Annotated in this window: 30 protein-coding genes and 3 pseudogenes; 15 read left to right on the forward strand and 18 right to left on the reverse strand. The window is 63.1% G+C overall.

The window, feature by feature from the left end; genetic code table 11:
* Nucleotides 1–37: 37 nt before the first annotated feature.
* Entirely contained in the window at nt 38–1,036 is a 999-nt protein-coding gene (locus tag ACZYZ4_RS00795; protein ID WP_498049675.1) for an META domain-containing protein, read from the reverse strand.
* A gap of 203 nt (nt 1,037–1,239) precedes the next feature.
* On the opposite strand from ACZYZ4_RS00795, the gene ACZYZ4_RS00800 reads away from it, so the two are divergent.
* Nucleotides 1,240–1,338: a DUF1272 domain-containing protein gene (locus ACZYZ4_RS00800; RefSeq protein WP_463857341.1), complete on the forward strand. Its 99-nt coding sequence runs from the start codon at nt 1,240–1,242 to the stop codon at nt 1,336–1,338.
* A gap of 89 nt (nt 1,339–1,427) precedes the next feature.
* Here ACZYZ4_RS00800 and ACZYZ4_RS00805 read toward each other — a convergent pair whose 3' ends face one another.
* On the reverse strand, nt 1,428–1,832 hold the full coding sequence (locus ACZYZ4_RS00805; RefSeq protein ID WP_463857343.1) for a VOC family protein: 405 nt from the start codon (nt 1,830–1,832) through the stop codon (nt 1,428–1,430).
* Nucleotides 1,833–1,985: 153 nt separating this feature from the next.
* Between ACZYZ4_RS00805 and ACZYZ4_RS00810 the strand changes: the two genes are divergently transcribed.
* Nucleotides 1,986–2,759, forward strand: coding sequence for a cyclopropane-fatty-acyl-phospholipid synthase family protein (locus tag ACZYZ4_RS00810; RefSeq protein ID WP_463857345.1), 774 nt, complete (start codon nt 1,986–1,988; stop codon nt 2,757–2,759).
* 99 nt (nt 2,760–2,858) lie between these two features.
* On the opposite strand, the pseudogene ACZYZ4_RS00815 reads toward ACZYZ4_RS00810, so the two are convergent.
* Together ACZYZ4_RS00815 and ACZYZ4_RS00820 are read right to left on the reverse strand one after the other, a co-directional pair.
* Nucleotides 2,859–3,149: pseudogene (locus ACZYZ4_RS00815) on the reverse strand (GNAT family N-acetyltransferase); the annotation flags it as partial.
* 54 nt (nt 3,150–3,203) lie between these two features.
* Nucleotides 3,204–3,479, reverse strand: a pseudogene (locus tag ACZYZ4_RS00820) (IS30 family transposase); the annotation flags it as partial.
* 312 nt (nt 3,480–3,791) lie between these two features.
* On the opposite strand from ACZYZ4_RS00820, the pseudogene ACZYZ4_RS00825 reads away from it, so the two are divergent.
* Nucleotides 3,792–4,213, forward strand: a pseudogene (locus ACZYZ4_RS00825) (recombinase family protein); the annotation flags it as partial.
* A gap of 175 nt (nt 4,214–4,388) precedes the next feature.
* On the forward strand, nt 4,389–4,940 hold the full coding sequence (gene hpt, locus ACZYZ4_RS00830) for a hypoxanthine phosphoribosyltransferase (RefSeq protein ID WP_463857347.1): 552 nt from the start codon (nt 4,389–4,391) through the stop codon (nt 4,938–4,940).
* A 106-nt stretch (nt 4,941–5,046) separates the two neighbouring features.
* Here hpt and ACZYZ4_RS00835 read toward each other — a convergent pair whose 3' ends face one another.
* Nucleotides 5,047–5,232, reverse strand: coding sequence for a hypothetical protein (locus tag ACZYZ4_RS00835; RefSeq protein ID WP_463857876.1), 186 nt, complete (start codon nt 5,230–5,232; stop codon nt 5,047–5,049).
* Between the two features lie 243 nt (nt 5,233–5,475).
* On the opposite strand from ACZYZ4_RS00835, the gene ACZYZ4_RS00840 reads away from it, so the two are divergent.
* The 3 genes from ACZYZ4_RS00840 to ACZYZ4_RS00850 all read left to right on the forward strand — a co-directional run bounded on the left by ACZYZ4_RS00840 (nt 5,476) and on the right by ACZYZ4_RS00850 (nt 7,129).
* The gene (locus ACZYZ4_RS00840) at nt 5,476–6,042 is read left to right on the forward strand and encodes a recombinase family protein (protein WP_463857348.1); all 567 of its coding nucleotides are present in this window, start codon (nt 5,476–5,478) and stop codon (nt 6,040–6,042) included.
* Between the two features lie 188 nt (nt 6,043–6,230).
* Nucleotides 6,231–6,587: a helix-turn-helix transcriptional regulator gene (locus tag ACZYZ4_RS00845; protein WP_463857350.1), complete on the forward strand. Its 357-nt coding sequence runs from the start codon at nt 6,231–6,233 to the stop codon at nt 6,585–6,587.
* Nucleotides 6,588–6,850: 263 nt separating this feature from the next.
* Complete coding sequence (locus ACZYZ4_RS00850; protein ID WP_463857351.1) at nt 6,851–7,129, forward strand: hypothetical protein; 279 nt, start codon at nt 6,851–6,853, stop codon at nt 7,127–7,129.
* Between the two features lie 808 nt (nt 7,130–7,937).
* Here the strand turns inward: ACZYZ4_RS00850 and ACZYZ4_RS00855 are convergent.
* Together ACZYZ4_RS00855 and ACZYZ4_RS00860 are read right to left on the reverse strand one after the other, a co-directional pair.
* Nucleotides 7,938–8,186 (reverse strand): putative antibiotic biosynthesis monooxygenase, encoded by a 249-nt coding sequence (locus ACZYZ4_RS00855; protein ID WP_463857353.1) that lies wholly within the window; start codon nt 8,184–8,186, stop codon nt 7,938–7,940.
* A 68-nt stretch (nt 8,187–8,254) separates the two neighbouring features.
* Nucleotides 8,255–9,181 carry an NAD(P)/FAD-dependent oxidoreductase gene (locus tag ACZYZ4_RS00860; RefSeq protein ID WP_463857354.1) on the reverse strand — a complete coding sequence of 309 codons (927 nt, stop codon included), beginning with the start codon at nt 9,179–9,181 and terminating at the stop codon, nt 8,255–8,257.
* 76 nt (nt 9,182–9,257) lie between these two features.
* Here ACZYZ4_RS00860 and ACZYZ4_RS00865 point away from each other — a divergent pair, with 76 nt between their 5' ends.
* The 3 genes from ACZYZ4_RS00865 to ACZYZ4_RS00875 all read left to right on the forward strand — a co-directional run bounded on the left by ACZYZ4_RS00865 (nt 9,258) and on the right by ACZYZ4_RS00875 (nt 10,657).
* The gene (locus tag ACZYZ4_RS00865; protein ID WP_463857356.1) at nt 9,258–9,854 is read left to right on the forward strand and encodes a helix-turn-helix domain-containing protein; all 597 of its coding nucleotides are present in this window, start codon (nt 9,258–9,260) and stop codon (nt 9,852–9,854) included.
* A 249-nt stretch (nt 9,855–10,103) separates the two neighbouring features.
* Nucleotides 10,104–10,385 carry a hypothetical protein gene (locus tag ACZYZ4_RS00870; protein WP_463857358.1) on the forward strand — a complete coding sequence of 94 codons (282 nt, stop codon included), beginning with the start codon at nt 10,104–10,106 and terminating at the stop codon, nt 10,383–10,385.
* Nucleotides 10,301–10,657: a GNAT family N-acetyltransferase gene (locus ACZYZ4_RS00875; protein WP_463857360.1), complete on the forward strand. Its 357-nt coding sequence runs from the start codon at nt 10,301–10,303 to the stop codon at nt 10,655–10,657. Before ACZYZ4_RS00870 ends, ACZYZ4_RS00875 begins: the two co-directional genes overlap by 85 nt.
* Here ACZYZ4_RS00875 and ACZYZ4_RS00880 read toward each other — a convergent pair.
* Genes ACZYZ4_RS00880 through ACZYZ4_RS00895 form a run of 4 tightly spaced genes read right to left on the reverse strand, consistent with a single transcriptional unit; the run spans nt 10,625 to nt 12,091 of the window.
* A complete protein-coding gene (locus tag ACZYZ4_RS00880) occupies nt 10,625–10,981 on the reverse strand; it encodes an ASCH domain-containing protein (RefSeq protein ID WP_463857362.1) in 357 nt (118 codons plus the stop codon). The genes ACZYZ4_RS00875 and ACZYZ4_RS00880 overlap by 33 nt on opposite strands.
* Nucleotides 10,918–11,580, reverse strand: coding sequence for a SulP family inorganic anion transporter (locus ACZYZ4_RS00885; protein WP_463857364.1), 663 nt, complete (start codon nt 11,578–11,580; stop codon nt 10,918–10,920). Before ACZYZ4_RS00885 ends, ACZYZ4_RS00880 begins: the two co-directional genes overlap by 64 nt.
* A complete protein-coding gene (locus ACZYZ4_RS00890) occupies nt 11,577–11,717 on the reverse strand; it encodes a hypothetical protein (RefSeq protein ID WP_463857366.1) in 141 nt (46 codons plus the stop codon). The genes ACZYZ4_RS00885 and ACZYZ4_RS00890 overlap by 4 nt, the downstream gene beginning before the upstream one ends.
* Entirely contained in the window at nt 11,714–12,091 is a 378-nt protein-coding gene (locus ACZYZ4_RS00895) for an ArsR/SmtB family transcription factor (RefSeq protein WP_463857878.1), read from the reverse strand. Before ACZYZ4_RS00895 ends, ACZYZ4_RS00890 begins: the two co-directional genes overlap by 4 nt.
* Before the next feature lie 146 nt (nt 12,092–12,237).
* Here ACZYZ4_RS00895 and ACZYZ4_RS00900 point away from each other — a divergent pair, with 146 nt between their 5' ends.
* The 4 genes from ACZYZ4_RS00900 to ACZYZ4_RS00915 are packed head-to-tail and all read left to right on the forward strand — an operon-like array spanning nt 12,238 to nt 15,515.
* Nucleotides 12,238–12,699: an FAS1-like dehydratase domain-containing protein gene (locus ACZYZ4_RS00900; protein WP_463857367.1), complete on the forward strand. Its 462-nt coding sequence runs from the start codon at nt 12,238–12,240 to the stop codon at nt 12,697–12,699.
* A 2-nt stretch (nt 12,700–12,701) separates the two neighbouring features.
* A complete protein-coding gene (locus ACZYZ4_RS00905) occupies nt 12,702–13,139 on the forward strand; it encodes a MaoC family dehydratase (RefSeq protein WP_463857369.1) in 438 nt (145 codons plus the stop codon).
* A 14-nt stretch (nt 13,140–13,153) separates the two neighbouring features.
* Entirely contained in the window at nt 13,154–14,422 is a 1,269-nt protein-coding gene (locus ACZYZ4_RS00910) for an MFS transporter (protein ID WP_463857371.1), read from the forward strand.
* Between the two features lie 25 nt (nt 14,423–14,447).
* Complete coding sequence (locus ACZYZ4_RS00915; RefSeq protein ID WP_463857372.1) at nt 14,448–15,515, forward strand: UDP-N-acetylmuramate dehydrogenase; 1,068 nt, start codon at nt 14,448–14,450, stop codon at nt 15,513–15,515.
* A gap of 2 nt (nt 15,516–15,517) precedes the next feature.
* Here ACZYZ4_RS00915 and ACZYZ4_RS00920 read toward each other — a convergent pair whose 3' ends face one another.
* The gene (locus tag ACZYZ4_RS00920) at nt 15,518–16,018 is read right to left on the reverse strand and encodes a hypothetical protein (RefSeq protein WP_463857374.1); all 501 of its coding nucleotides are present in this window, start codon (nt 16,016–16,018) and stop codon (nt 15,518–15,520) included.
* A gap of 37 nt (nt 16,019–16,055) precedes the next feature.
* On the opposite strand from ACZYZ4_RS00920, the gene ACZYZ4_RS00925 reads away from it, so the two are divergent.
* Nucleotides 16,056–17,153, forward strand: a complete 1,098-nt coding sequence (locus tag ACZYZ4_RS00925) for a winged helix DNA-binding domain-containing protein (RefSeq protein ID WP_463857376.1) — start codon at nt 16,056–16,058, stop codon at nt 17,151–17,153.
* 84 nt (nt 17,154–17,237) lie between these two features.
* On the opposite strand, the gene asd is transcribed toward ACZYZ4_RS00925, so the two are convergent.
* The 6 genes from asd to ACZYZ4_RS00955 form a co-directional block, all read right to left on the reverse strand.
* Nucleotides 17,238–18,380, reverse strand: a complete 1,143-nt coding sequence (asd, locus tag ACZYZ4_RS00930; protein WP_463857378.1) for an aspartate-semialdehyde dehydrogenase — start codon at nt 18,378–18,380, stop codon at nt 17,238–17,240.
* A gap of 274 nt (nt 18,381–18,654) precedes the next feature.
* Entirely contained in the window at nt 18,655–18,873 is a 219-nt protein-coding gene (locus tag ACZYZ4_RS00935) for an NF038396 family protein (RefSeq protein WP_463857380.1), read from the reverse strand.
* Between the two features lies 1 nt (nt 18,874).
* A complete protein-coding gene (locus ACZYZ4_RS00940; RefSeq protein ID WP_463857382.1) occupies nt 18,875–19,459 on the reverse strand; it encodes a dihydrofolate reductase in 585 nt (194 codons plus the stop codon).
* Nucleotides 19,456–20,259, reverse strand: a complete 804-nt coding sequence (locus ACZYZ4_RS00945; RefSeq protein ID WP_463857384.1) for a thymidylate synthase — start codon at nt 20,257–20,259, stop codon at nt 19,456–19,458. Before ACZYZ4_RS00945 ends, ACZYZ4_RS00940 begins: the two co-directional genes overlap by 4 nt.
* A gap of 170 nt (nt 20,260–20,429) precedes the next feature.
* Nucleotides 20,430–21,398, reverse strand: coding sequence for an NUDIX hydrolase (locus ACZYZ4_RS00950; RefSeq protein ID WP_463857385.1), 969 nt, complete (start codon nt 21,396–21,398; stop codon nt 20,430–20,432).
* 10 nt (nt 21,399–21,408) lie between these two features.
* Entirely contained in the window at nt 21,409–23,658 is a 2,250-nt protein-coding gene (locus ACZYZ4_RS00955) for an RNA degradosome polyphosphate kinase (RefSeq protein WP_463857387.1), read from the reverse strand.
* Nucleotides 23,659–23,675 lie beyond the last annotated feature (17 nt).

The raw sequence follows: 23,675 nt of genomic DNA on the forward strand, positions 1-23,675 counted from the left end.
TAAGGGAATGATCGGAGTTCGTGGGCAAGGGCTGGGCTTACTGGTGAAAGGGAAGCTCCGAGTTCCGAGGGAAAGGCAAGACTCCTTGTGCGGGGGTCGTGGTGAACCACTCGCCGCCCTGCTTGCTCGCAAAAATGATAACTCTCTGATTGGGATCGAGCGGATCGCCGTCCGGGTAGGACTCTCCTCCAGTGCAGGTCGGGGGCATGGAGGAGATGCGGAGGTTCCCATCTCCGGGTTCCCCCTTGAGTACCTGCTCGACTTCAACAAGGTGGGTCGTGGCCTTGTGACCGTAAATGCTGGTCTCACCGGCCCGGCTTACAGACTTTCCGATGAGCACCACGCCGGCCTTGTCGTATTGGTCTTGAGCGGTATCGAATCGGACCCATTCAACGCACGCGAAGGGGCCGCCGCCTGGAATGGGGCTACTGGTAGAACCAGGGATTGAGCTGGTGGAGTTCGCCGTGGGCTCGGCAGTTCCCGGTCCGCCCGTCATCTTGCTGAAGTTGAGTGTGTCAGTTCCGCTCTTCCAGGTGAGAGTCCCGTCGCTGAAGGTTTGCTCAATTGGCCGTTTCAGGAATTCCTGCACCCACTGCTGCTGCTCGCCCGCATTGTCGGTGCACCCGCTCGCGCCGATTGCGATGTTCTTGACGGTGAGCGTGGTGCCGGTGATTGTCGCTGGCCCGCTCATGGGTGCGCATCTGGTTGTCACGGCCAGCCAAAGTTCGCCGTTTACGGTGGCCAACTGCGCAATAACGCCCCCGGAGGCTACCCACGGGAGGTCTTGGTTGTTCGCAGTTCCCGAGATGCCCGTGTATTTCGTGCACGGGGCCGACGGTAGAAACACCGCACACGATTCTTGGGGCTGCGAAGTAGTGATGGAACCAGGAGCACTGGTGGACGTAGGGGATTCGCCGGAGACGGGTACGGCGGTTCCCGGCCCGCCTGTCTTCATATCACCGCAGGATGTCAGCAGCACGGCAGTAAATAAGAGAGGAACTGCGCACTGCCACAACCGCGGCTGGTTCCGTTGCATTACAGTTTCCCCCAATGTCCGCTACCGCGTAAGGCTAAGCAAGTGCCCTCAGCATTCCACCCGCCCATCCCCTTGTGAAGGTGTACGACGGAAAAGCAACATCCACTCCAGAGGTCGCCCTGTAAACGTCCGTTGGAGGATCGTCTACCGGGCTGATCGAAGCACTCTTCGCCGAGAAGGAACCCCGGAGGTAGGGTGGTCGCATGCTTGAGATTCGCCCAAATTGCGAATGTTGCGACCGCGACATCGCTCCNGAGGCTAAGCAAGTGCCCTCAGCATTCCACCCGCCCATCCCCTTGTGAAGGTGTACGACGGAAAAGCAACATCCACTCCAGAGGTCGCCCTGTAAACGTCCGTTGGAGGATCCTTCACCGGGCAGCAAGCCGTGTGCCTACGTGATTGCCACAAGCTCCAGCTCGAACCCATCGGAATTTGCGAGGTATGCGGCGTAGTGGTCGGGGCCGCCAGCATGGGGGTACTTGTCCTCGAACAACTGCACCCATCCGTGCCCGCGGCTCTCCTTTACGAACGTATCTAGGTCTTCTTTGCTGCCGGCATGGAAGGCAAGGTGATTAAGCCCTGGCAACGTGCGCTCGTGTTCCTGGCCGCTCATCGCCGGTGATTGCTCAGCAACGATGTAGGTTCCTCCGAGCCGCCAGCTGATCCCTGTGGCCCAGCTCTGGTAGATCGAGTACCCCAAGGACGCCAACACCCAGCCCCATTCTTGCTTGGCACGACCAAGGTCAGGGACCCATAGTTCGATATGGTGCAAGGTCCCTTTGGATTTGCTGTTCACGAAGGTGAGTCTTTCATGCCCGAGGTTACCCCCGGTTTCTTGAAGCCCGCAGCAGCGCCCGGTCAAGGATCCCCAATCGGGCGCCAAGCCGTCCGCAGCACCACAGGCTTACGGACAAGCAGTCGCTTCTGTGAATCGTGAGAACATCATTGAGTGACCGAGAGTACTTCGCTTGAACTGCCGCCCCTCTACGAGTCCCTGACCTGGCTTACCCCGCTCTCCGAGGAACGCGCCGCACACCTTGTGGCGTTCTTGTCCGACCCGGCGCCGGCTGAGGTTCTGGACATGGGGTGCGGATGGGGTGAACTACTACTTCGGGTTTTGACGTCGGCCCCGCAGGCACGGGGACGCGGAGTGGACAGTGCTTCCGGGTCCATCGACCGAGCCAGGCAACAAGCATTGACTCGTGGGCTGCTCGACAGAGCGACGTTTGATTCGATGCCTGGGCTAGAAGCCCAGGATCGCCCCGCAGACGCTGTCATCTGCATCGGCGCGAGCCAGATCTGGGGGCCGCCGGTAGAGGACGCGCAGCCGCTCGACTACGCCGCAGCCCTGCGCGCCCTTCGAGCTCTGGTGCTTCCCGGTGGCCGACTCGTCTACGGCGAGGCGATCTGGTCAGCAACACCTCATCCGGCTGCCACCGCCCCTCTGGCTGGACGTGATGACGAGTACCTAACAGAAGATGCGTTACGCGAGCAGATCCGCGCCGCTGGTTTCGAGGTGGTGGACGACGACCAGGCAAGCGTTCAGGAGTGGGACGTCTTCGAGGCCGGGTATCGCGACAGGTTTACCCGTTGGCTAGAAGCACATGATGCCGACCATCCCGCCGCAGAGCAGGTCCGTCGGCAATATGAGGAACAGCGCGCTGCATATGAAGAGGGCTACCGAGGCGTACTCGGGATGGCGTATTTCTGCCTAAGGGGGTAGGAGTCCACTGCGACTCACCGTCATGTGACGCACAGACATGCTGGCGTTCCACCAGGGGATCCGACACCGGGCGCAAGGGCGCTGTAGGCGGTTTGGAGGTCAACGAAAGTGAACAAAAGACCGAAGTTGGTGCGGGGCAAAGTCGTGTGCCTCTATAAATCCTCGGGACTCGTAAAAGGCGCGTTGTGCGTGCTCAGCATCTGTGAGCAAGACCACCTGCCTGATCCGCTCGGTTCGGTGCAGCACTTCGTCCAGCAGTGCTCCGCCGATTCCCTGTCGTTGGTGCTCTGCCGACACCAGGACGTCCTGGATATAGGCGACCGTGTGCCCATCAGAAATTGTCCGCGCTAGCCCGACCAACTTGCCAACTGTGTTTCTCGCCGTTAGGACGCAGAACGAACCATCAACGGCTGCGACAANTGAAGGAACGGCGGTTTCAGGCGGTCATTGCAACAGGAGTCCTTCGATCAGTTCGATCGGTTTTTTGAACTCTAGTCTTTTGCGTGGCCGGTCGTTGAGTTCCTGGGCAACCCAGTCGAGGTCTGCCTGGCTGTGGATGCCCAGGTCCGTGCCCTTGGGGAAATACTGGCGGAGCAGGCCATTCGTGTTTTCATTGATGCCGCGCTGCCAGGGCGAGTGCGGGTCGCAGAAGTAGATGTCGATGCCGGTGTCCATCTTCACGGTTTTCCAGTCCTGCATCTCGATGCCCTGATCCCAGGTCAGGNAGAGTTGCGTGGTCGTCGGTATAAGCGGTCCATTTCACCGAGCCGTACAACTCGATGAGCTCGTCAGCGGTCGGTATCTCAGCGGTGATCACGTAATCCATGTTTCGATCTTCGCAGCCACGAGCCGTTACGCCGCCCGTAAGCCGGTCGGTCACCGTGCNGAGCCGTTACGCCGCCCGTAAGCCGGTCGATCACCGTGCCGCGGAAGCCCGCCGCCACGTTCCGTGCAGTTGCGGGGCGAGGCCATGTACGTAAGACCCGCACGATCAAATGCACGGTGATGGGGGGATTACTGCAACCATTCCTTATGACTGGAATGAAGATCGGCTACGCCCGCGTCTCAACGAGCGATCAGGACCTGACCGCCCAACGAAACGCTCTCCTAGCCCTGGGCGTTGCAGAGAAACAGATCTTCGTCGACCACGGGCTCACGGGTGCGAATCGGGTGCGCCCTGGTCTCCGTGAAGCGATGGCAGCGTGCCGAGCCGGCGATACGCTCGTGGTGACAAACTTGACCGTTTGGCACGTTCCCTTTCCGATGCCAGGGATATAGCCGACGAACTGACTGCCAAAGGGGTAGTGCTCAGTCTCGGTGGCAGCACCCACGATCCAACTGATCCGGTAGGCCGGCTGCTGTTCAACGTCTTGGGCATGGTGGCCGAGTTTGAGGCGGACCTAATCCGGATGCGCACCCGTGAGGGCATGGCGGTCGCAAAAGCGAAGGGACGACAGGTGGCGGCAGGTTGGCGGTTCCTCTTGCAGAGATCTGGCGCACAGATCCGGTGACGCTTCGGGACGTGGTCGTCGTCTGTCACGCGGGCCAGAGCGTCCACGCATGGCAGTCTTGTCTCTAGCCGCAGCAGCGGCACCAGCGCGCACTAAGGTCTAGCAGCGGGAGAAATTGGTGGATTCCAAGCACGTCCAGTCCGGTCTCGAGAACGTCCTTTACACCAAAGAGCAGATCCAACTACGCATCACCGAACTCGCGGCGGAGATCGACGAAGACTATGCGGGCCGTGATGTGCTGCTCGTAGGTGTACTCAAGGGTGCGGTGATGATAATGGCCGACTTGGCCCGTGCGCTGCAGAGTCCCGTCACCATGGACTGGATGGCCGTCGCATCATACGGCTCGGGGACGGAGCTCTCCGGTGTAGTTCGGATCATTAAGGACTTGGAAACGGATCTGCTGGGCAAACACGTGCTCGTCGTGGAGGACATCATAGACTCCGGTCTGACGCTGTCCTGGCTGACAACGAACCTGCTTTCCCGCGGTCCGGCATCAGTGGAAATCTGCACACTCCTGCGCAAACCAGCTGCATCGAAGGTGGACATCGACGTCAAGTACGTAGGCTACGACATTCCCGACCGGTTCGTCGTCGGCTACGGACTCGACTACGCAGAGAGATACCGCAATCTGGACTGCCTCGGCACGCTGGCTCCGCACGTTTATGAATAATCCGGCCCCAGCAGGCCCCGACTGTGGAGTCGGAACGGACGGATCCCATCGAGACAATTCAGACACCGTCTGGTTGGATGGCAAAGCAGACAACCCGCATAACCATCTACCGCCGGCAAACAATGCGGTCGGAGCCCGGTAAACCGGGGCCGTGTCCTAAAAGACATGAACTGCTCTCCGAAAGTTGGACAGAGTCAGTAAGAGCCTTCGCCTCAAGGGCCTGAGCACGGTAAAGCGCCGGGCTCAGGCCCTTGGGCTTTGTTGAGATTCTTTTGATGTTGTACCACCGGATGTAGTCGTTGAACCGTGCCGGGTTTTAGGCCGTCTTCTTGCTGGTGTCCTCGTCGTGTGATGAGGCGTCTATTTGAGCGTAGTAGTTTTGCTCGAATTCGTTGGGTGGGATCATGGCCAGGGTGNGTCACCGTGCTTCGGAAGCCCGCCGACGCAGCCCGCGTAGTGGCTGATCACGACTATGTACGCAAGACCCGCACGATCAAATGCACGGTGATGGGGGGATTACTGCAACCATGTCCTCGTGACTGGAATGAAGGTCGGCTATGCCCGGGTCTCGACGAACGACCAGGACCTTACCGCCCAACGCAACGCTCTCCTTGCCCTGGGTGTGGAAGAGAGGCAGATCTTTGTCGACCACGGCCTTACGGGAGCGAATCGGGCGCGTCCGGGACTTCGTGAGGCAATGGCGGCGTCCCGAGGCGGCGACACGCTTGTGGTGACCAAACTCGACCGGCTAGCGCGATCCTTGCCCGATGCCAGAGATATCGCCGACGAGCTGACGGCCAAGGGGGTAGTGCTCAGTCTTGGCGGCACCTCCTACGACCCGACTGATCCGGTAGGCCGGCTGCTGTTCAACGTCCTGGGAATGGTGGCCGAGTTCGACGCGGACCTGATCCGGATGCGCACCCGCGAGGGGATGGCTGTCGCTAAGGCGAAGGGGCGACTGAAAGGCAAACAGCCGAAGTTGTCCAAGACACAGCGGAAACATCTTCTGACTCTGCACGACGCCGGCGAGCACACTCAGGCTGAACTGTTCCGGGTGTCTCGGACGACGGTGTATCGCGAGCTCCAACGACGCTCCACCTGAAGACCGAAGTGGGCGCCAACTGCTAAGAGCACCACTCAGCGCTGCGGAAAGAAAGCCATCTAGAGCTGCGACTCACAAGTGAGGCGACTCTCCCATCCAGGCCAGTGAGCCCGTCGGCGACCGAAAAAAGCACCGAGGACTCTATCCGTGCTATTGACTAAGGGAAGGTATCTTCCTATTCTGTCATCATGAGCCGTCGAAAGCAGGGATGTTTGCTCCGCCTGGAGGTCCGCATTTTGGAGATCGCTGAAAAGCTGGAGTCCAAGGGCGATGTCCTTTACGGGTTTGCCTTGGCGAGTGCTCTCTCTGCCGACGACGGCAAGGCACTGACGTCGCATGGCACGCTGTACAAAGCTCTGGCGCGCATGACGGAGTCCGGATTTCTCGAGGCGACTTGGGAAGATCCCGAAATTGCTGCGAAGGAACGCCGCCCGAGGCGGCGTTTTTATCGGATCACCACAAACGGCAAGACCGCACTGCTCACTGCCCAGTCTGATGTGGCCGCGCCCACCCGTGTTCAGACCTTCCGGCCGGTGCAAGCATGAGCGAACATCAGGATTTGCAGAGCACGAGAGTCACGAAAGCAGTTCTATCGTGGGTCGACTTATACAGCCGGCGCGTGCCTTCCAGTCAGGGCGACGCCCGGCGGGAGGAGCTGATCTCAGATATGTACGAACAGCAGGTAGACGCATTGCGGCGCGGCCTTCCAGTCAAAGCAGTTAACCCCTCGATTGCCTTTCGGGCTGTTCGGGGCATCTTTGCGGACATCGCGTGGGGCAGGATCCACAACTATCCGGAGGTAAGAACCATGGCAACATCAAGAGAAGCGGATATGCCAGATACGCCCCTCGCGGGCCAAGTCTCGGCTGTCCTATGGGCGGCCCTCGTTGTCCTGGCCGCCATCGGCCTCGCAACGTCCATCACAGAGATGATCGAAACTGGCGGCCAACGGTACGGATACGTTGCGTGGCCCGGGGCAGCCAATATCAGCCTTACCCTTGTCGTACTCGTTGTGAGTGCCGCGGCTCTCGCCTTCACAGCCGTGGCCGGAATGTTATGGTGGCGCCGCAACAAGCGATCGAGCTAAGCCACACCGCCATTTACCGATGACAGAACAACGCCAAACACCACTGCGATTCACAGACCAGGATTCTCAAATCAACCGGTTCTTGAAATCCTTCGTTTCCGAGAAAGGCTGCCGTGCCGCAGGAGAGAAAGTCCCGCTCCCAACTTCGGCCAGCGTGAGCAGAACGCTGGGAGCAGCTTCCCGCGAAACTCGCCTAACGCCGCGCACCTGCGCATGGCGTAACTGGGCTTATCATTGCGATTCACGGAAGCAGGGGAGTTGCCGATGGCAGCCGGGTTAACACCCTCGTCTACCCGCGTTCTCGTCGCTAATCGTGCCGAGCTCGGCTGTAAGGGATGACGTACGGGAGGCCCGCCGTGGCCGACGAACTCTCCCCTATATTGGTTGTATTCGCCTTTGCTGGAATCTGTCAATAGCCAGTCCCAGGTCAGGCTGCTAGGCGGATTGTCCTTTCCGCCTAGTAGCGAACCACGACGGCAATGAAATGACTAGACCGACAATCCCGACTCTATTTTAAGTCCGCTGATTCAGGTACGTACTCGGCGTTTTGGCAAGAGCTTCCTTCCACCCCTCCGTAATTGCCGGTCCGAAGGTGGCGTTGAAGCGGTTCCACCAAGTGGGGGCGATTGAGAGGGACACCGCTCCGTCGCGGAGTATCCATGAAGCACTCTGGATAAGGTTGGTTCCCCAGGAGGGCGGCCAGTGGTGAAATCCAAGCGCTCTCTGCCTGAAGTAGCGGATGAATGTGCCGTAAGTAGTGGCCGAGATGTCCGCCGGCACCAAGCGGACATCTCGATTAGGCCCGGAGTTAGCTGGTCGTACGGTTTACCAGCCGTGCCCGGAGCCGGTGAAGATGAGGCATGATCCCGTAAATAACGATGGGGACGGCGACCGTTGCCAGTACGAAGGTGCGCAATACCGGGTGGAGAGTAATCAGCAGCTCGCCAAACAGCAGGTTGATCACCGTCAGAGTCGGGAATACAGCGAGCCAGATCATCAGTGCCAAGTGGTGTGTTGTCGGCGGCGCCGGACGGGCGGTCGTGGAGGGGTTGGACATGAGAGCTCCTAAAAATTCTTTTGCTTGATGTTAGGTTTTTTTGAAGTAGAAAAAGTGGGGTTAGGGGGTTAGAAGCCCAGATTGAAGGCTCTGACGGAGTCCCGGACGTCTTGGTCGACGAGGTCGGCGTTGATGGCCATGGCGGCGGCGGATCCTTCTCCGGCGGCGGTGATTACCTGGGCCCGGGGATTGGCTACATTGCCCGCTATCCACACACCCGGGACCGTGGTCTGACCGGTGCTGTCCTTGACGGCCCATCCGGTTTCATCAATCTGACAGCCGAGGCCGACGATGAGGTCATTGTTGGGAATGAAGCGCGGTGGAACGAAAAGTGCGCCGCGCGCGATGACGCTTCCGTCACCCATTTCGACGCCGCGCAGGTGATCATCTTCGGTCAGGACCCGGGCGATATCGCCTTCGACGATTCCGATTGAACGGGCCACCAGTTCCGAACGCTGAAGTGGTGTCAGGAACTCTGCCGGCACGAACAGCACAACGTCCTTGGCCCACTGACGAACAATCTGTGCGTAACGAATGGTATCCGGAGTACCGCCCAGGACACCGAGCTGCTGGTCGCGGACTTCGTAACCGTGGCAGTAGGGACAATGCAAAACATCCTTTGCCCACCGGTCGGCAAGGCCCGGGATGGATGGCAGTTCATCGCGCAGGCCCGTGGCCACGAGGAGACGACGTGTCAAAACCCGCCGCCCATCTGAAAGCAATACCCAGAATCCTGAGCCTGATGGGACCAGCTCGGTGACGGTGTCGGCAAGAATTTCGCCCCCATAGCCCTTTACCTCTTCCTGTCCCAAGGACAGGAATTCCCTGGGAGGGAGCCCATCCCGCGAAAGGAAACCGTGCATGTGTGAGGCCGGTGCGTTGCGGGGTTCCCCGGCATCGACCACCAGAACTTTGCGGCGGGCTCTGGATAGAACCAGAGCAGCCGACAATCCTGCGGCACCGCCGCCTACTATCAATACGTCGTAATCAGTCATGATTTCAGGGTCGCCCGGAAGTCCAGTGTCAGCAACAAACGTTGCCGTTTCCGGGAATCAGAGGTTTGATGGGCCTGTGGATGACCAAACAGCAGCGATCGCCTCAGCGCTCGATCAAGTGGGAATGCGGCTCAAGCGCCTACGTATGCAGCGCAGTGTCACTTTGACCAGTCTCGCCGCAACCACGGGTATCTCTAAAAGCACGTTGTCCCGGCTGGAGACGGGTCAGCGGCGCCCAAGCCTGGAACTGCTCCTGCCTCTGGCGCAGGCGTATCACGTACCTCTGGATGAGCTGGTCGGTGCACCCGAAGTCGGTGATCCGCGAATCCGCCTCAAACCCAGAAACGCGAACGGGCGCACCGTCATTCCGTTGACCCGGCAGCCCGGGGGCATGCAGGCGTGGAAGATCGTCATCCCTACTTCCAAAACCCGGCCCGCCCTCAAGACACACGACGGTTACGAATGGCTCTATGTCCTTTCGGGCCGCATGCGCCTTGTTCTCGGAGACCATGACCTGCTCCTTGGCCCCGGAGAAGTAGCCGAGTTCGACACCCATGTGCCCCATTGGTTCGGCAGTACAGGAGAACAGCAGGCAGAGGTACTCAGTGTTTTCGGCGGACAAGGCGAAAGGATGCACGTCCGCGCGAAAGCCAGCAAGAACCGCAACGAATAGCACCACCGAAACCGCAGAACAGCTCTGCCGGATCCTCGGGACCCCGCCGCATCGGTTGCGGCACTGGCAGCTTGGGAATAGCGCGCCGCCGGCGACCATCGTTACCACTGGAGATCGGCTTAGCGTGACTTTCCCGAGCATGGTCCTCAAGCCCCCATGACCACGATCTTCACGCATAAGCCGACAATCGTGGGCCAACGCGTCAAACTGCGACCGGTTCAGGCTCAGGACGCACCTATAGTGCATCGGATGCTTCAGGACGCCGAAGCCGCAATTCTGACCGGAACGGTGCACTCCAGCAGCCAGACAACGCTGCCTTGGACTGTTGATGACCTCCGCGTCACGTACGAACGCTGGAGCTCCGCTGATGACCGTCTCGTCCTCGCCGTGATCGATCAGGAGACGAACGCGATGGTTGGAGAAGTCGTGCTCAACGACTGGAACGAGTGGAATCGCTCCTGCGGCTTCCGCACTTTCCTTGGCGCGCCGAAGGCCGCGGCCGGGGGCTTGGCAGTGAGGCGACCGAGCTGATTGTCCGGCACGGCATACACGAGCTTGGTCTCCACCGAATAGCTCGTGAGGTTTACGCCTTCAACCCACGCGCCCGGCATGTCTATGAGAAAGTAGGATTTCGCCACGAAGGAACGGGCCGGGACTCGCTGTGGTTCGACGAGCAATGGATTGACGTCCACTACATGTCGATCCTTGAAACCGACGTACCACTGAGCCAGTACAGGATTCTTCACCGTGCACTCGTTTTTGCTGGGAGTTTAGCGCTGGACGTGCACACAGAAACGCACTAAAACCGCTTCCGTCGAGTCCGAGACAGTAAAGGTGGGATCACGCATGGCGGCCCGAAAGTCGGGGCTATGCCAGAATTCCTCGTGGCCTACACGCCAGTCGGAGACCGTCTGGTAACCCTCGCCTTCGTTGATCGCGTGAGCTGCATCAACGGTGCCGAGGGGCACAACGCGAACCTCGGTAACTTCCGTGATGCAGACGGGCCGCCCTGACGAATCAACGACCACACCGCGTTCACCGACGACGGGCAACGGCTCTTTGTCTAGCTTGTATTGGACGACAAGAGAGGTCGTGCTCGTCTTCCGTCCGTCAAGGATCGCGCCCACGAGTGCATCTCGCAGGGGGCCCGGAAACCCGTACTCTTCGACCGGTAGACCAGCAATTTTGTCTGGAGATAGCATGCTGAAAATCCTAGAGTGTCCCACATACTTAAGCATGACCGTCCAGTTGTGGGGTGGCGGGCAAGGCCTTGTTCAGCTTCGGGAGCAGGAGCATCACGGCGGCCACACCCACCACGACGCCGAGCGTCTGAAGAACGGCGGGCAAGGTGGCCTGGGAGGCGCTCTCGAAGGCGGCCAGCAGTGTGTTGTGGCCCGGTACCCGCGGTGCCGGTAGCCATGGGGACCTGCTGGAGGAAGATGATCGCGGCGATGCCGAGCGTGAAGCCCTCCACCACCGGCCACGGGATGAAGGCCACCGCACGGCCCAACCCGCTAATGCCCAGGATGGCCACCAGCAGCCCTGCGAACAGGGAAACCAAAGCGATGCTGCCGACGCCGTGCGTGGCGACGACCGGGGCCAGCACCACGACCATCGCGCCGGTGGGGCCGGAGACCTGGACGTGCGAGCCGCCCATTACCGCAGCCACCAGGCCGGCCACGACGGCGGTGATGAGTCCGGCTTCGGCGCCGACGCCGGAGCTCACTCCGAATGCCAGGGCCGAAGGGCCACAATCCCTACGGTGATGCCGGCCAGCAGATCCGTTTTCCAGGACAAGCGCAGCCCGTCATAGTCACGGCGGGATGGCAGGAACCGGCTGAGGTGAGCCAGTGCGGCACTCATGAATTTGAACCCTTCAGATGTTCGCGGGACAGTCCCTGCGCGAGTTTGAGCTGCTCGTTGGAATTGGCCAGGCTGTCGAGGAGGAACGTTCGGGCGATGGCCAGCAATTCGGCGATCTTCGGATGGGCCAGCCGGTAGGTCACGGTGTTTGCGGAACGGACCGAGGTCACCACCCGGTGCCGGCGCAGGGTGGCGAGATGCTGGGAAAGGTGGGATGCCTCGAGGCCCGTCTCGGATAGCAGGTAGCTGACGGTCGCCGAGTTGTCCGGCGCCGCGGACAGCAGTTCGAGCACACGGATCCGCGCCGGGTGGGCGAGGGCCTTGAACAGGTTCGCCTTGATCTCGTACAAGGGGGTTTGCGCTGCCGAAATCATCGCTGCCTGTGCTTTCTCGTCACCGTCGATCCTGGGACCGGCCATGAATTAATGAATTAATGTTTTCATCATATCGCATTGGTAATCCTGTACAGCCTGATGTCATCGGCGCGGGCGCCCGGACGCAGAACGATAGGCTTGAGGCCATGACTATCAATCCGGACCTGCAGGGCCGCAGCTACCCTGCCGCAGAGGTTTACGACGTCGGCCGCGAGAAGATCCGCGAGTTCGCCCGCGCGGTCAAGGCCACGCACCCAGCCCACTTCGACGTCGAGGCCGCCAAGGCCCTGGGGCACACAGACTTGGTGGCGCCGCCCACGTTCGCCATCGTCATCGCCCAGCGCGCCGATGCCCAGCTGATCGAGGATCCGGATGCCGGCATCGACTTCTCCCGCGTGGTCCACGCCGACCAGCGCTTCATCCACCACCGCCCCATCTTCGCCGGGGACCGCCTGGTAGCCGAACTGCACGTTGACGGCGTCCGCGCCATGGGCGGCGGGGCCATGATCACCACCCGCCAGGAAATTTACGCCCTCGCAGCAGGCGAGTCGCGCGAGGCAGTCGCCACCACCACGTCATCCATCCTCGTCCGCGGAGAGGGACAGTAACCATGAGCCCCAGCTTCCACGAACTCAGCGCCGGCCAGGACATCGGCAGCCGCACCATCGAGGTCACCCGCACCGACCTGGTCAAGTACGCCGGCGCCTCCGGCGACTTCAACCCCATCCACTGGAACGAAGCCTTCGCCACCGGCGTGGAACTGCCCGGCGTCATCGCCCACGGCATGTTCACCATGGGCGCCGCCGTGCAGCTGGTGACCGACTGGGCAGGCGACCCCGCCGCCGTCGTCGACTTCCAGACCCGCTTCACCAGGCCGGTCCTGGTCACGGACACCACCGGAACCCCGGCAGCCGGGGCCACCATCGAGGTCAGCGGCGCCATTGGAAAGCTCGACGCCGACTCCGGCACCGCCCGCGTGGACCTCACCGTGGTTTCTGCCGGCCAGAAAGTGCTGATGAAGGCCCAGGCAGTCGTCAGGCTGTCCTGAGCAGCCACGATCCATTGACCGCCAACACCACTGCCGAGGTCACCGCCTGGCGCAATGCCGTGGTGGTTGCCTACGGCGCTAGTGGACTGGCCTTCGCCTCGTGGGTTTCCCGCCTGCCGGCGATTCGGGACGGGCTTGACCTGACTCCGGGCAATATCGGCCTGCTGCTGCTGTGCATGACGTTGGGTTCCTTTCTCTCTGTGTCCGCCTCGGGGCTGATTGTGCTCCGGCTGGGTTCCAAGAGGACCATCCGGACCGGCAGCATCATGGTGGGCTGTGGACTGGCCATCGCCGGTTTCGGAACCTCGGTCCTGGCTACCCCGGTAGCCGTGGCGGTGGGCCTGGCCGTCATCGGACTGGGCGCCGCCAGCTGGAATACCGCCTCCAACGTGGAGGGCGCCGCGGTGGAACGCGCGGTGGGCCGTCACATCATGCCCCGGCTCCATGGGTCCTTTAGCCTGGGCACCGTGGCCGGTGCCGGCCTTGGCGCGTGGGCTGCGGCTGCGTCCGTCCCGGTGTTCTGGCACTTGGCGGCGGCCGGCGCCGTGGTTGCCGTTTCGGTGACGACGGCGGCAGCCTGGTTTCGTGCGGATGTCACCCCCGTAGCGGGGGAGCGGACCTATGTGCCGGACAACTTCGAGGATCCGTCCACGGGTCCTATCCCCATCATCACCCCGGGCGCGCGGGCCGAGGGTGGCGATGTCCCGCTGGACAACAAGCGCAAAATCGCAGAGGCCTGGCGGGACCGGCGAACCCTGCTGCTGGGAGTCCTGGTCCTGGGGCTTGCACTGGCCGAAGGCGCAGCGGGGGACTGGGTGGCGTTGGCCCTCGCCGACGGGCACGGCCAGACTGACGCTGCCGGAGCCGCCGGCTACGGGCTCTTCGTGACCTTCATGGCCATCGGACGCTTCGCTGGCACGGTGGTCCTGGACCGCTTCGGCCGCGTGCCCGTGATGCGCTGGTGCGCCGCGATGGCGGTCTTCGGCCTCGGCCTGTTTGTGTTTGCCCCCGTTCCCTGGCTCGCGTACGTGGCCCTGGCGGTCTGGGGACTCGGCGCGTCCCTGGGATTCCCGGTCGGAATGTCCGCCGCGGCAGACGATCCGGCCAAGGCTGCCGCCCGGGTCTCCGTTGTCGCCACGATCGGCTACGGCGCCTTCCTGTGCGGACCGCCGCTGCTGGGGCTGCTGGCCGAACACGTGGGCATCCTGCACTCGTTGCTTGCCGTGATGGTGATGCTGGTGGTCAGCTTCCTGCTCTCGCCGGTGGCCCGGAAACTTCCCTAGCTTTCGCCTAAGTTAGGGTGGAGAGGTGACCCAAACACTGCTCTCCTCCCTGACCACGGCCGCCGTCGGAGGACCCGCCGGTAAGTATGTTGAGGCCAGAACCGAGGCGGAGATCATCGACGCCGTCCGCACGGGTGACGCTGCGGGGGAGCAGGTCCTCATTCTCGGCGGCGGCTCCAACCTCCTGATTTCCGACGACGGGTTCCCCGGCACCGTGGTCAGGATCGCCTCCGAAGGGTTCGTTGTCAACGCCGAGGATTCCTGCGGCGGCGTGGCGGTGGTGGTCCAGGCCGGCCACAACTGGGATGCCCTGGTGGAACATGCCGTGCTGCATGCGTGGTCTGGTCTCGAAGCCCTCTCGGGTATCCCGGGCGCCACAGGCGCCAGTCCCGTGCAGAACGTCGGGGCCTACGGATCTGACGTCTCCCAGACCATCGCGGCGGTACGCACCTGGGACCGGACTCGGAACGCGGTCCAGACCTTCACCAACTCCGAGCTGAAATTCGGCTACCGCGACTCCATTCTGAAGCAGACCACGGTAGACGGCTCGCCCCGCTACGTGGTGCTGACCGTGGAATTCCAGCTGCCGCTGGGCCGGATGAGTGCGCCCATCCGATACGCCGAACTGGCCCGCTCATTGGGCGTGGAGGCAGGCAAACGGGCGTACTCCAACGATGTGCGCCGGGAGGTTCTGCGGTTGCGGGCTTCCAAGGGCATGGTGCTGGACCCGGCCGACCGGGACACGTATTCTACGGGCTCCTTCTTCACCAACCCGATAGTCCCCGTGGACGTGGCGGCAGGGCTGCCGGAGACCGCACCGCAGTACCCCGCCGGGGCGGTCGGGCTGGTGAAGCTGTCGGCCGCGTGGCTGATCGACCAGGCAGGGTTCGGCAAGGGCTATGGCCTGGAGGAGTGCAGTGCCTCCGGTGGGCGGGCGTCATTGTCCACGAAACACACGCTGGCCATCACCAACCGCGGCTCCGCCAGCGCCAAGGACATGCTGGCCATCGCGCGCGAGGTGCGTGCCGGCGTCGTCGAACGCTTTGGCATTGAACTGCACCCGGAACCGTTGCTCATCGGCCTGACGCTCTAGCGTCAGCCTGCTCGAGTGGCCGGCGCCAGGCGCCCGTCCACGGCGCCTATCAGCCGGACGTTCGTGGCCATGCCCAGCAGGGCGGCGGCCCAGCCGGTCAGCGCCAAATATGGACCCATAAACAGCCAGACCATGAGTCCCGGAAGGGCCGGGTTGGTGGCGGCCGCGAGGATGCAGGCCACCAAACCGATGACGGAGGTGGCATGGGCGAGGATCCAGAGCAGCCGGCCGCTGACGGGATAGAGCTTCCAGTCGCGCACAATGTGGACCTTGCCGCGGCCCACCCGGATGCCGGGAAACAGGACGGCGTACCCTCCGCCCAGCGAGAGGAACAGGGACGGCAACAAGAGTTCCAAGGGTGCCTCGCCGCCGCCTCCCGCGGGCTGGAAACCAATGGCTGTGGCCAGCCCGATGGCCACGCCGGCCAGGACCGAAACGGTCCCTGCCACCAGCCATATCTGTGTTCCGCGCGCGAACAATTGCCACAAACTCCCCAAAGTCATGCTTACACCCTATCGGGCCAGGTCCTACGATGAGGACATGGCAGTGAACCGCGTAAGCCCCCAGGTGATGGGCAGGCTCCGGCTTGCCTCTCAAGGATTGCTTGGCCCCGGACTTGGCTCAGTCGAGGATGCGGTCCGCTGGATGACGGCCACGCAGGCTCAGGACTTGCAGGCAGCGCTCTGGGCCATCGGCCTTCGCGTTCCGGGCGCCGGGTTGACCGACGTGCGCGCTGCACTGCACAGCGGCGGTGTGGTCCGGTCCTGGCCGATGCGCGGCACCCTGCACTTCGTGGCTCCGGAGGATCTGCGCTGGATGCTGGGCCTGACCACCGAGCGACTCAGCCGCATCGTTGCCGGCCGGCACCGGGAACTGGACATCACGTGGGCGGACATCGAGAAATGCCGCGAAGTTGCCTTGGAGCGGATTGCGGCCGGCGGCCCCGTGAGCCGGAGCGAAGTCTTCGACGTGTTTGAGGCGGCAGGGCAGCCCACCACCGGCCAGCGGGGGATCCACATCCTGGGGACGCTCTGCCGGCACACCTGGTTGGTTCAAGGCCCATTGGCCGGGAACCAGCAGCTGTTGGTGGCGTTCGATGACTGGATCCCGGTGTCGCGGGACCTTGAACAGCAGGAAGCGATCGCCGAGTTCATGCTGCGCTACTTCTGCAGCCACGGCCCTGCCACCGTCCGCGACTTCGCCTGGTGGACGCAGCTTCCCCTGACCGATGTCCGGGCAGCGTTTGAGCTGGTCAGCGGGCAGCTGGTGGAGCTGGAATTCGGGGGTGTCCACTATTGGATGTCACCGGAGACTGCGTCAATGCTCGACGACGGTGTGCCCGGCCAGCGGTCCGTCCTCCTCCTGCCGGGCTTCGACGAGTTTGTGCTGGGCTACATGGACCGGAGCCTTGTGCTGGCCCCTGAGCACGCCAACAAGATCGTCCCGGGCGGCAACGGAGTGTTCAAGAAGACCGTCGTGGCAGGGGGAGAAGTGATCGGCACGTGGGCGCGGGCTGGAACGACCCGGAGCGCCGCCGTCGTGCCTGAGCTGTTTAACGACGCCAAGCCACTCGGGCCCGCTGCGCAGGCCGCCGTCAACAGAGCTGCCGAACAGTACCTCGCATTCCTGGACAGCTGAGACGGGCTCCGCCAGCGCATGCCCCCGCAGCCGACGCAAAAGCGGCCCCGCGCCGCTTTTGCGGGGCAGGGACTTGCGGGGGAGTTACAGGTTCCCGGTGGCGATGTTGAGCATGCGGCGCAGCGGCTCGGCGGCGCCCCAGAGCAGCTGGTCGCCCACGGTGAAGGCGCTGATGTATTCCGGGCCCATTTCCATCTTGCGGATGCGGCCCACGGGGATGTCCAGCGTGCCGGACGCGGCCACGGGGGTCAGGCCTGCCATGGAGTCTTCTTTGGTGTTCGGGATGACCTTGGCCCACTCGTTGTCCTCGGCGAGGAGCGTCTCGATCTCGGCCACGGAGAGGTCCTCGCGGAGCTTCAGCGTCAGTGCCTGCGAGTGCGAACGCATGGCGCCGATCCGGATGCACAGGCCGTCCATGATGATCCGGTTTTCGTCCGAGGTGCCCAGGATCTTGTTGGTTTCAACCCCGGCCTTCCACTCTTCCTTGGACTGTCCGTTGCCCAGGTCCGCGTCGATCCACGGGATGAGGGAGCCGGCCAGCGGCACGCCGAACTGGGTGGCGTCGATGTCGGAGCGCTGGTGGGCCAGGACCTTGCGGTCAATTTCCAGGATGGCCGACGCCGGGTCGTCCAGTTCCGAGCGGACCTCGGCGTTGAGCGTGCCGAACTGGCTGAGCAGTTCGCGCATGTGGCGGGCGCCGCCGCCGGACGCCGCCTGGTAAGTCATGGACGTGCCCCATTCGACGAGTCCGTTCTTGAACAGCCCGCCGAGGCCCATAAGCATGCAGGAAACAGTGCAGTTGCCGCCGATGAAGTCCTTAGTGCCGTTGATCAGGCCCTTGTCGATGACGTCGCGGTTGATCGGGTCCAGCACGATGATCGAGTCGTCGTTCATGCGCAGCGTGGAGGCGGCGTCGATCCAGAGGCCGTCCCAGCCGCGGCTGCGCAGCTCGGTGTGCACGCGCTTGGTGTAGTCCCCGCCCTGGGCGGTGACAACAATGGGCAGCTTAGCCAGCGTATCGACGTCGAACGCGTCCTCAAGCTTGCCGGCCGCGCCAGCGGCAGCACCGGCAACAGCCGGGGCGGCACCTCCCGCGTTTGACGTGGAGAAGAACACCGGGTTGATGTTGGCGAAGTCGCCCTCATCCTGCATGCGCTGCATCAGGACGGAGCCGACCATGCCGCGCCATCCGACCAGGCCGACGGCGGGGGTAGCTGCTGTAGTCATTCGTACAGTTTAGACGCCGGAACGGGCAGGGCGCAGTCGGTTACGTCACTCCCGTGGGGATGGTACGTCAGAATCAAGGCCCTTCCCCAACGGCATCAGGAGTATCACCCCAGAGGCGACGAACAACAGCCCGAGCACGGCCGTCACAATTCCGATGCCCCACCAGGTACTGACCTGGGCTTGGCCGCGGCCAGGCGAGAACCCGATCTCATCATCGGCATAGCTATGCAGCTCATATTTTCACGACCCGGCACCCACGCCAAACAATGAGGCGTCAGCCGCGGTTGGTTTCCTCCAGCACCGCGGCTTTCCGGAGTCGCAACGCGTAGAAGGCGCCGAAGGCGAACACCTGCGTCACCACCACCAGCACGATGGCCCCCGCGATCTTGTTGCCGCCCAGGATCATGGTCAGGCCAACGATCGCAGACAGCAGCGCGAGCAGCGGCAGCAGCATGTAGCCCAGTACAAACAGTGTTTCTGGTTTTTTCAACATCTCAGCCCTGCGTCCTCATCCATTTGGTAAACCTGTAGCGCGTTCCGTTGGCTGCCGTCAGCCACCCGTCTGGCGGGACGGACGCCGCCGCCTCCCAGGTCTCGTCGAGCTCGGGAGCGAACGTGTCGCCGTCGGCCTCCACATCGATGGTGGTGACCACCGCAACATTGGCGAGTTCGGTGGACTGGCGGAAGACTTCCCCGCCGCCCAGGATCCACACCGTCCCGCCGCCGTCGACGAACTGCGACTCAAGGAGTGCATCATCCAGGGAGGGGACCACGACGGCGCCCTCCGCCTCAGGCGATTCGCCCCAGTTTTTCTGCCGCGTGATCACAATGTTCGTCCGGCCAGGCAGAGGACGGTACTTGTCCGGGAAGGACAGCCACGTCTTGCGGCCCATGATCACCGGGTGCCCCATGGTGAGCCGGTTGAAGTGCTTCAGGTCCTCGGGCAAACTCCACGGCATGTCGCCGTTCTTGCCGATCACACCCCCGGACGTCTGGGCCCACACCAGGCCGACGCCGGTCACGGAACCGGCAAGCTCCTGCGTGAAGGCCTGGGGGTCTGCTGCGTTCTCGGTGCTCATACGGCGATCGGGGCCTTGATCGTGGGGTGGTGCTGGTAGCCCACCACTTCGAAGTCCTCGAGCGTGTAGTCGAAGATTGAGGCCGGCTTCCGGGTGATCCTCAGCTGCGGGTATTCATAGGGTTCCCGGTCCAGCTGCTTCAGGACCTGGTCCATATGGTTCTCGTAGATGTGGACGTCGCCGCCTGTCCATACAAACTCGCCAGGCTCCAGCCCCACCTGCTGCGCAATCATGCAGGTGAGCAGGGCGTAGGAAGCGATGTTGAAGGGCACGCCCAGGAACATGTCCGCCGAGCGCTGGTACAGCTGGCAGGACAATTTGCCGTCAGCCACATAGAACTGGAAGAACGCGTGGCACGGGGGCAGCGCCATGTCCTTGAGCTCGGAGACGTTCCAGGCAGACACGATGTGCCGGCGCGAGTCCGGATTGGCTTTGAGGTTCTCCACCAGCTCGGCGATCTGGTCGATGTGGCCGCCGTCAGGGGTGGGCCAGCTGCGCCACTGGACGCCGTACACGGGACCCAGTTCGCCGTCCGGGTCAGCCCACTCGTTCCAGATGCTCACGCCCTGGTCCTGCATCCACTTCACGTTCGATTCGCCGCGCAGGAACCACAGCAGCTCCACTGCCACGGACTTGAAGTGCACGCGTTTGGTGGTGATCAGCGGGAAGCTCCGGCCAAGGTCAAAGCGCAATTGACGGCCGAAAACGCTGGTGGTTCCGGTGCCCGTGCGGTCGGATTTGTGCGTGCCATGGGCCAGGACATCGCGGAGGAGGTCTTCATAAGGCGTCGGGATGCTCACGGCTAAAGTCTACCGGGCCATGCTCGGCCAGCCGGCAAGGCTTCGTCGGCTGGCTTCAGCGTTCGCCGCCGGCTGCGCCATCCTTCAGCGCTTCCGTAGCTTGCCGCGGACCAGATCCAGCAGCAGCTCACCGCCGAGCCGGGCGTCGCGCCCGGCGTTGACCGAAAAACCTAGTCGTCGAAGGGCTTGAACTGCTCCACGGCCACGATGCGGTGCTTGTTATCGACGGCCACGTGGCACACCACCAGCTCGCCCGGGGAAAGATAAGGGTCCGAGTCCGGCAGGAGTGCTCGCAACCGCCCTGGCATGTGCTTGCCCAGTTGGGCCATCACTGTAGGCAGTGCCGGACGATGTGTGCAGACCGCGACTGGCTGTTGCTTGTCCAGGAGCGCCTCAATGATGGCTGCGGTTTTTTTGGGGGTCCTGGCGTGCTTGTGTTCTGTCAGCGCGTCCACCAGTTTGACCTTGGCACCTGTTGCCCGGAGGTACGGCGCCACCGTGGACACGCAGCGCTGCCAGGGACTGGTCACCACGCGCGGCGGCTTCCAGGCCTGCAGCAAACGGCCGACGGCCTGCGCCTGCCTGATGCCCGTCGCGGCAAGGGGCCGTTCACCCTCGGCTTTGGACCAGGACGACCGGGGCTTGGCCTTTGCATGCCGCACCACGATTAGCGGCCACGTGTTCAGTTCTCCGCGTTTATGGGCAGCGTGCAGGTGCTCCAGGGGGACGGCGTCGGTCGGGTTGGTCAGCAGCCCAGCGGCCGTTTCAGGGGCGCACCACACCACGCGGTCCACCTCCTTGCCGTCGGGAACGAGGCGGGCACCGTTGACGTGGACCGCCCAGTAGTGGACCACCTTCAGTCCGGACGGCACCCGGTAGTGGATGGGCGGCAGTGGGATGCCCAGGGGCGCGGCAAGTCCGATCTCCTCCTGCACCTCACGGGCCGCGCATTCGGGAAGGGTCTCGCCGGCGTCGATCTTGCCCTTGGGCCAGGACCAGTCGTCATACCGCGGACGGTGGATCAGCAGGACTTCAAGACCGTCCGAGTTGATACGCCAGGGCAGCGCCCCGGCCGCGACGACGGCAACTGCTTCGCCGGGATGGTCTGTCTGGTCTGCTACGAGGATGTCGCTCGCCAACGCCGTAGCCCTACCGCCGGCTCAGGCTGCGCTGGCGGGTGCGCGACGCCAACAGCCAGGACTGGATGTCGTCGAGGTGGCTGCCGTCGTCGGCAATGTGGCGCCGGTTCCACAGGCCCTGGTTATCCAGATGCCAGCTGGCTGTCTCCGAATCCATGTAGCGCCGCAGCAGGTTAAGGACGTAGCTGATGTCGTCGGCATTGGACAGCTGGACCAGGGCCTCGACCCTGCGGTCCAGGTTCCGGTGCATCATGTCGGCCGAGCCGATGTAAACCACAGGATCGCCGCCGTTCGCGAAGGCGAACACCCGGGAGTGTTCCAGGAAGCGGCCCAGCACCGACCGCACGGTGATGTTGTCGCTGAGGCCCGGGACGCCGGGACGCAGCGAGCAGATGCCGCGCACAATGACGTCCACCATCACGCCGGCCTGGGAAGCGCGGTAAAGGGAGTCGATGATGGCTTCGTCCACCATGGAGTTGACCTTGATCTGCACCCTGGCGGCCAGACCGGCCCGGGCGTTGCGGATCTCCGCCTCGATGCGGTCGATCAGTCCGGAGCGGACGGAGCGGGGAGCAACCAGGAGCCGCTTGAACGTGGACTTCGGCGCATAGCCTGAGAGCTGGTTGAACAGCTTGGAAAGGTCCTCGCCCACCTGGTCGTTGGCGGTCAGCAGGCCAAGGTCCTCGTAGTAGCGGGCCGTGCGGGGGTGGTAGTTGCCGGTGCCGATGTGGCAGTAGCGGCGCAGCCCGTCCACTTCCTGGCGGACCACCAGCGACAGCTTGCAGTGGGTTTTCAGGCCCACGATGCCGTAGACCACGTGGACGCCCGCCTGTTCCAGCTTGCGGGCCCAGGAGATGTTGGCCTGCTCATCGAACCTGGCCTTGATCTCCACGAGGGCCAGTACTTGCTTGCCGGCCTCGGCGGCATCGATCAGGGCATCAACGATGGGGGAGTCGCCCGACGTCCGGTACAGGGTCTGCTTTATGGCCTGGACCTTGGGGTCCGCGGCCGCCTGTTCCAGGAACGCCTGCACCGAGGTGGAGAAGGAGTCGTACGGGTGGTGGAGCAGGATGTCGCGGCGGCGCATGGCCGAGAAAACGTTGGCGGCCTTGGCCGTCTCGGACTCGTTGAGGAACCGGGACGTGTGCGGCAGGTGCTTGGGGTAATGAAGGTCGGCACGGTCAATTCCGGCGATGACGGACAATCCGCGGAGGTCCAACGGAGCCGGGAGCGAGTACACCTCGGACTCTTCTACTCCGAGTTCACGGATGAGCAGGGCCCGGATGTTCGGGTTGATGTCGTGGGTGACCTCGAGACGGACGGGCGGGCCGAACCGGCGGCGCAGGAGTTCTTTCTCCAGCGCCTGCAGGAGGTTCTCGGCGTCGTCCTCTTCCACCTCGAGGTCCTCGTTACGGGTGACGCGGAAGATGTGGTGTTCCAGGACTTCCATGCCGGCGAAGAGCTTGTCCAGGTGGACGGCGATGACTTCCTCAAGCGCGATAAAACGCGCCACGCGTCCCGCGACAGCCCCGGCCCGCGGACCGTCGATGGAGATAAGACGGGGAAGCTGGTCCGGAACCTTGAGGCGGGCGAAGAGTTCCTTGTCGCTCACAGGGTTGCGCACCACCACGGCCAAGTTCAGGGACAGCCCCGAGATGTAGGGGAACGGGTGTGCCGGGTCCACGGCCAGCGGCGTCAGGATCGGGAAGACCTTTTCGGCGAACATGGCGCTGAGCTGCTGCTTGGCGGCGTCGTCCAGTTCGTCCCAGTGCATCAGGTGGATGTGCTCATAGGCCAAGGCGGGGCGGATCTGTTCGGCGTAGACCTGGGCATGGCGCTGCTGGAGGCGGTGGGCTTCGTCGCCGATCTTTTCCAGCACCTCCACAGGGCTGAGGCCGGCCGGGGACGGCACGGCGAGGTTGGTGGCGATGCGCCGCTTCAGGCCTGCCACGCGGACCATAAAAAACTCGTCCAGGTTGGACGCGAAGATGGACAGGAAGGCCACGCGTTCCAGCAAGTGGAGGGTGGGATCTTCGGCGAGTTCCAGGACGCGGGAGTTGAAAGCCAGCCAGCTGAGCTCGCGGTCCAGGAAACGGTCCGGCCGGATGTCCCCTTCGGGCACAAGGTTGGGCGCAAACTCGGGGATGTCAATCCGATCCTGCGTTGCACGCGAGGCAGGGACTTCAGACGAGCCGAAGCGCGCGCGCACCGGCACTGAAGCGCCCTCGGACGTGACTGTTCCGGCGGGTTCCGGTTTCATGGTCTCTCCTCTTACCT

The sequence above is a fragment of the Pseudarthrobacter adonitolis genome (genome assembly GCF_055412845.1).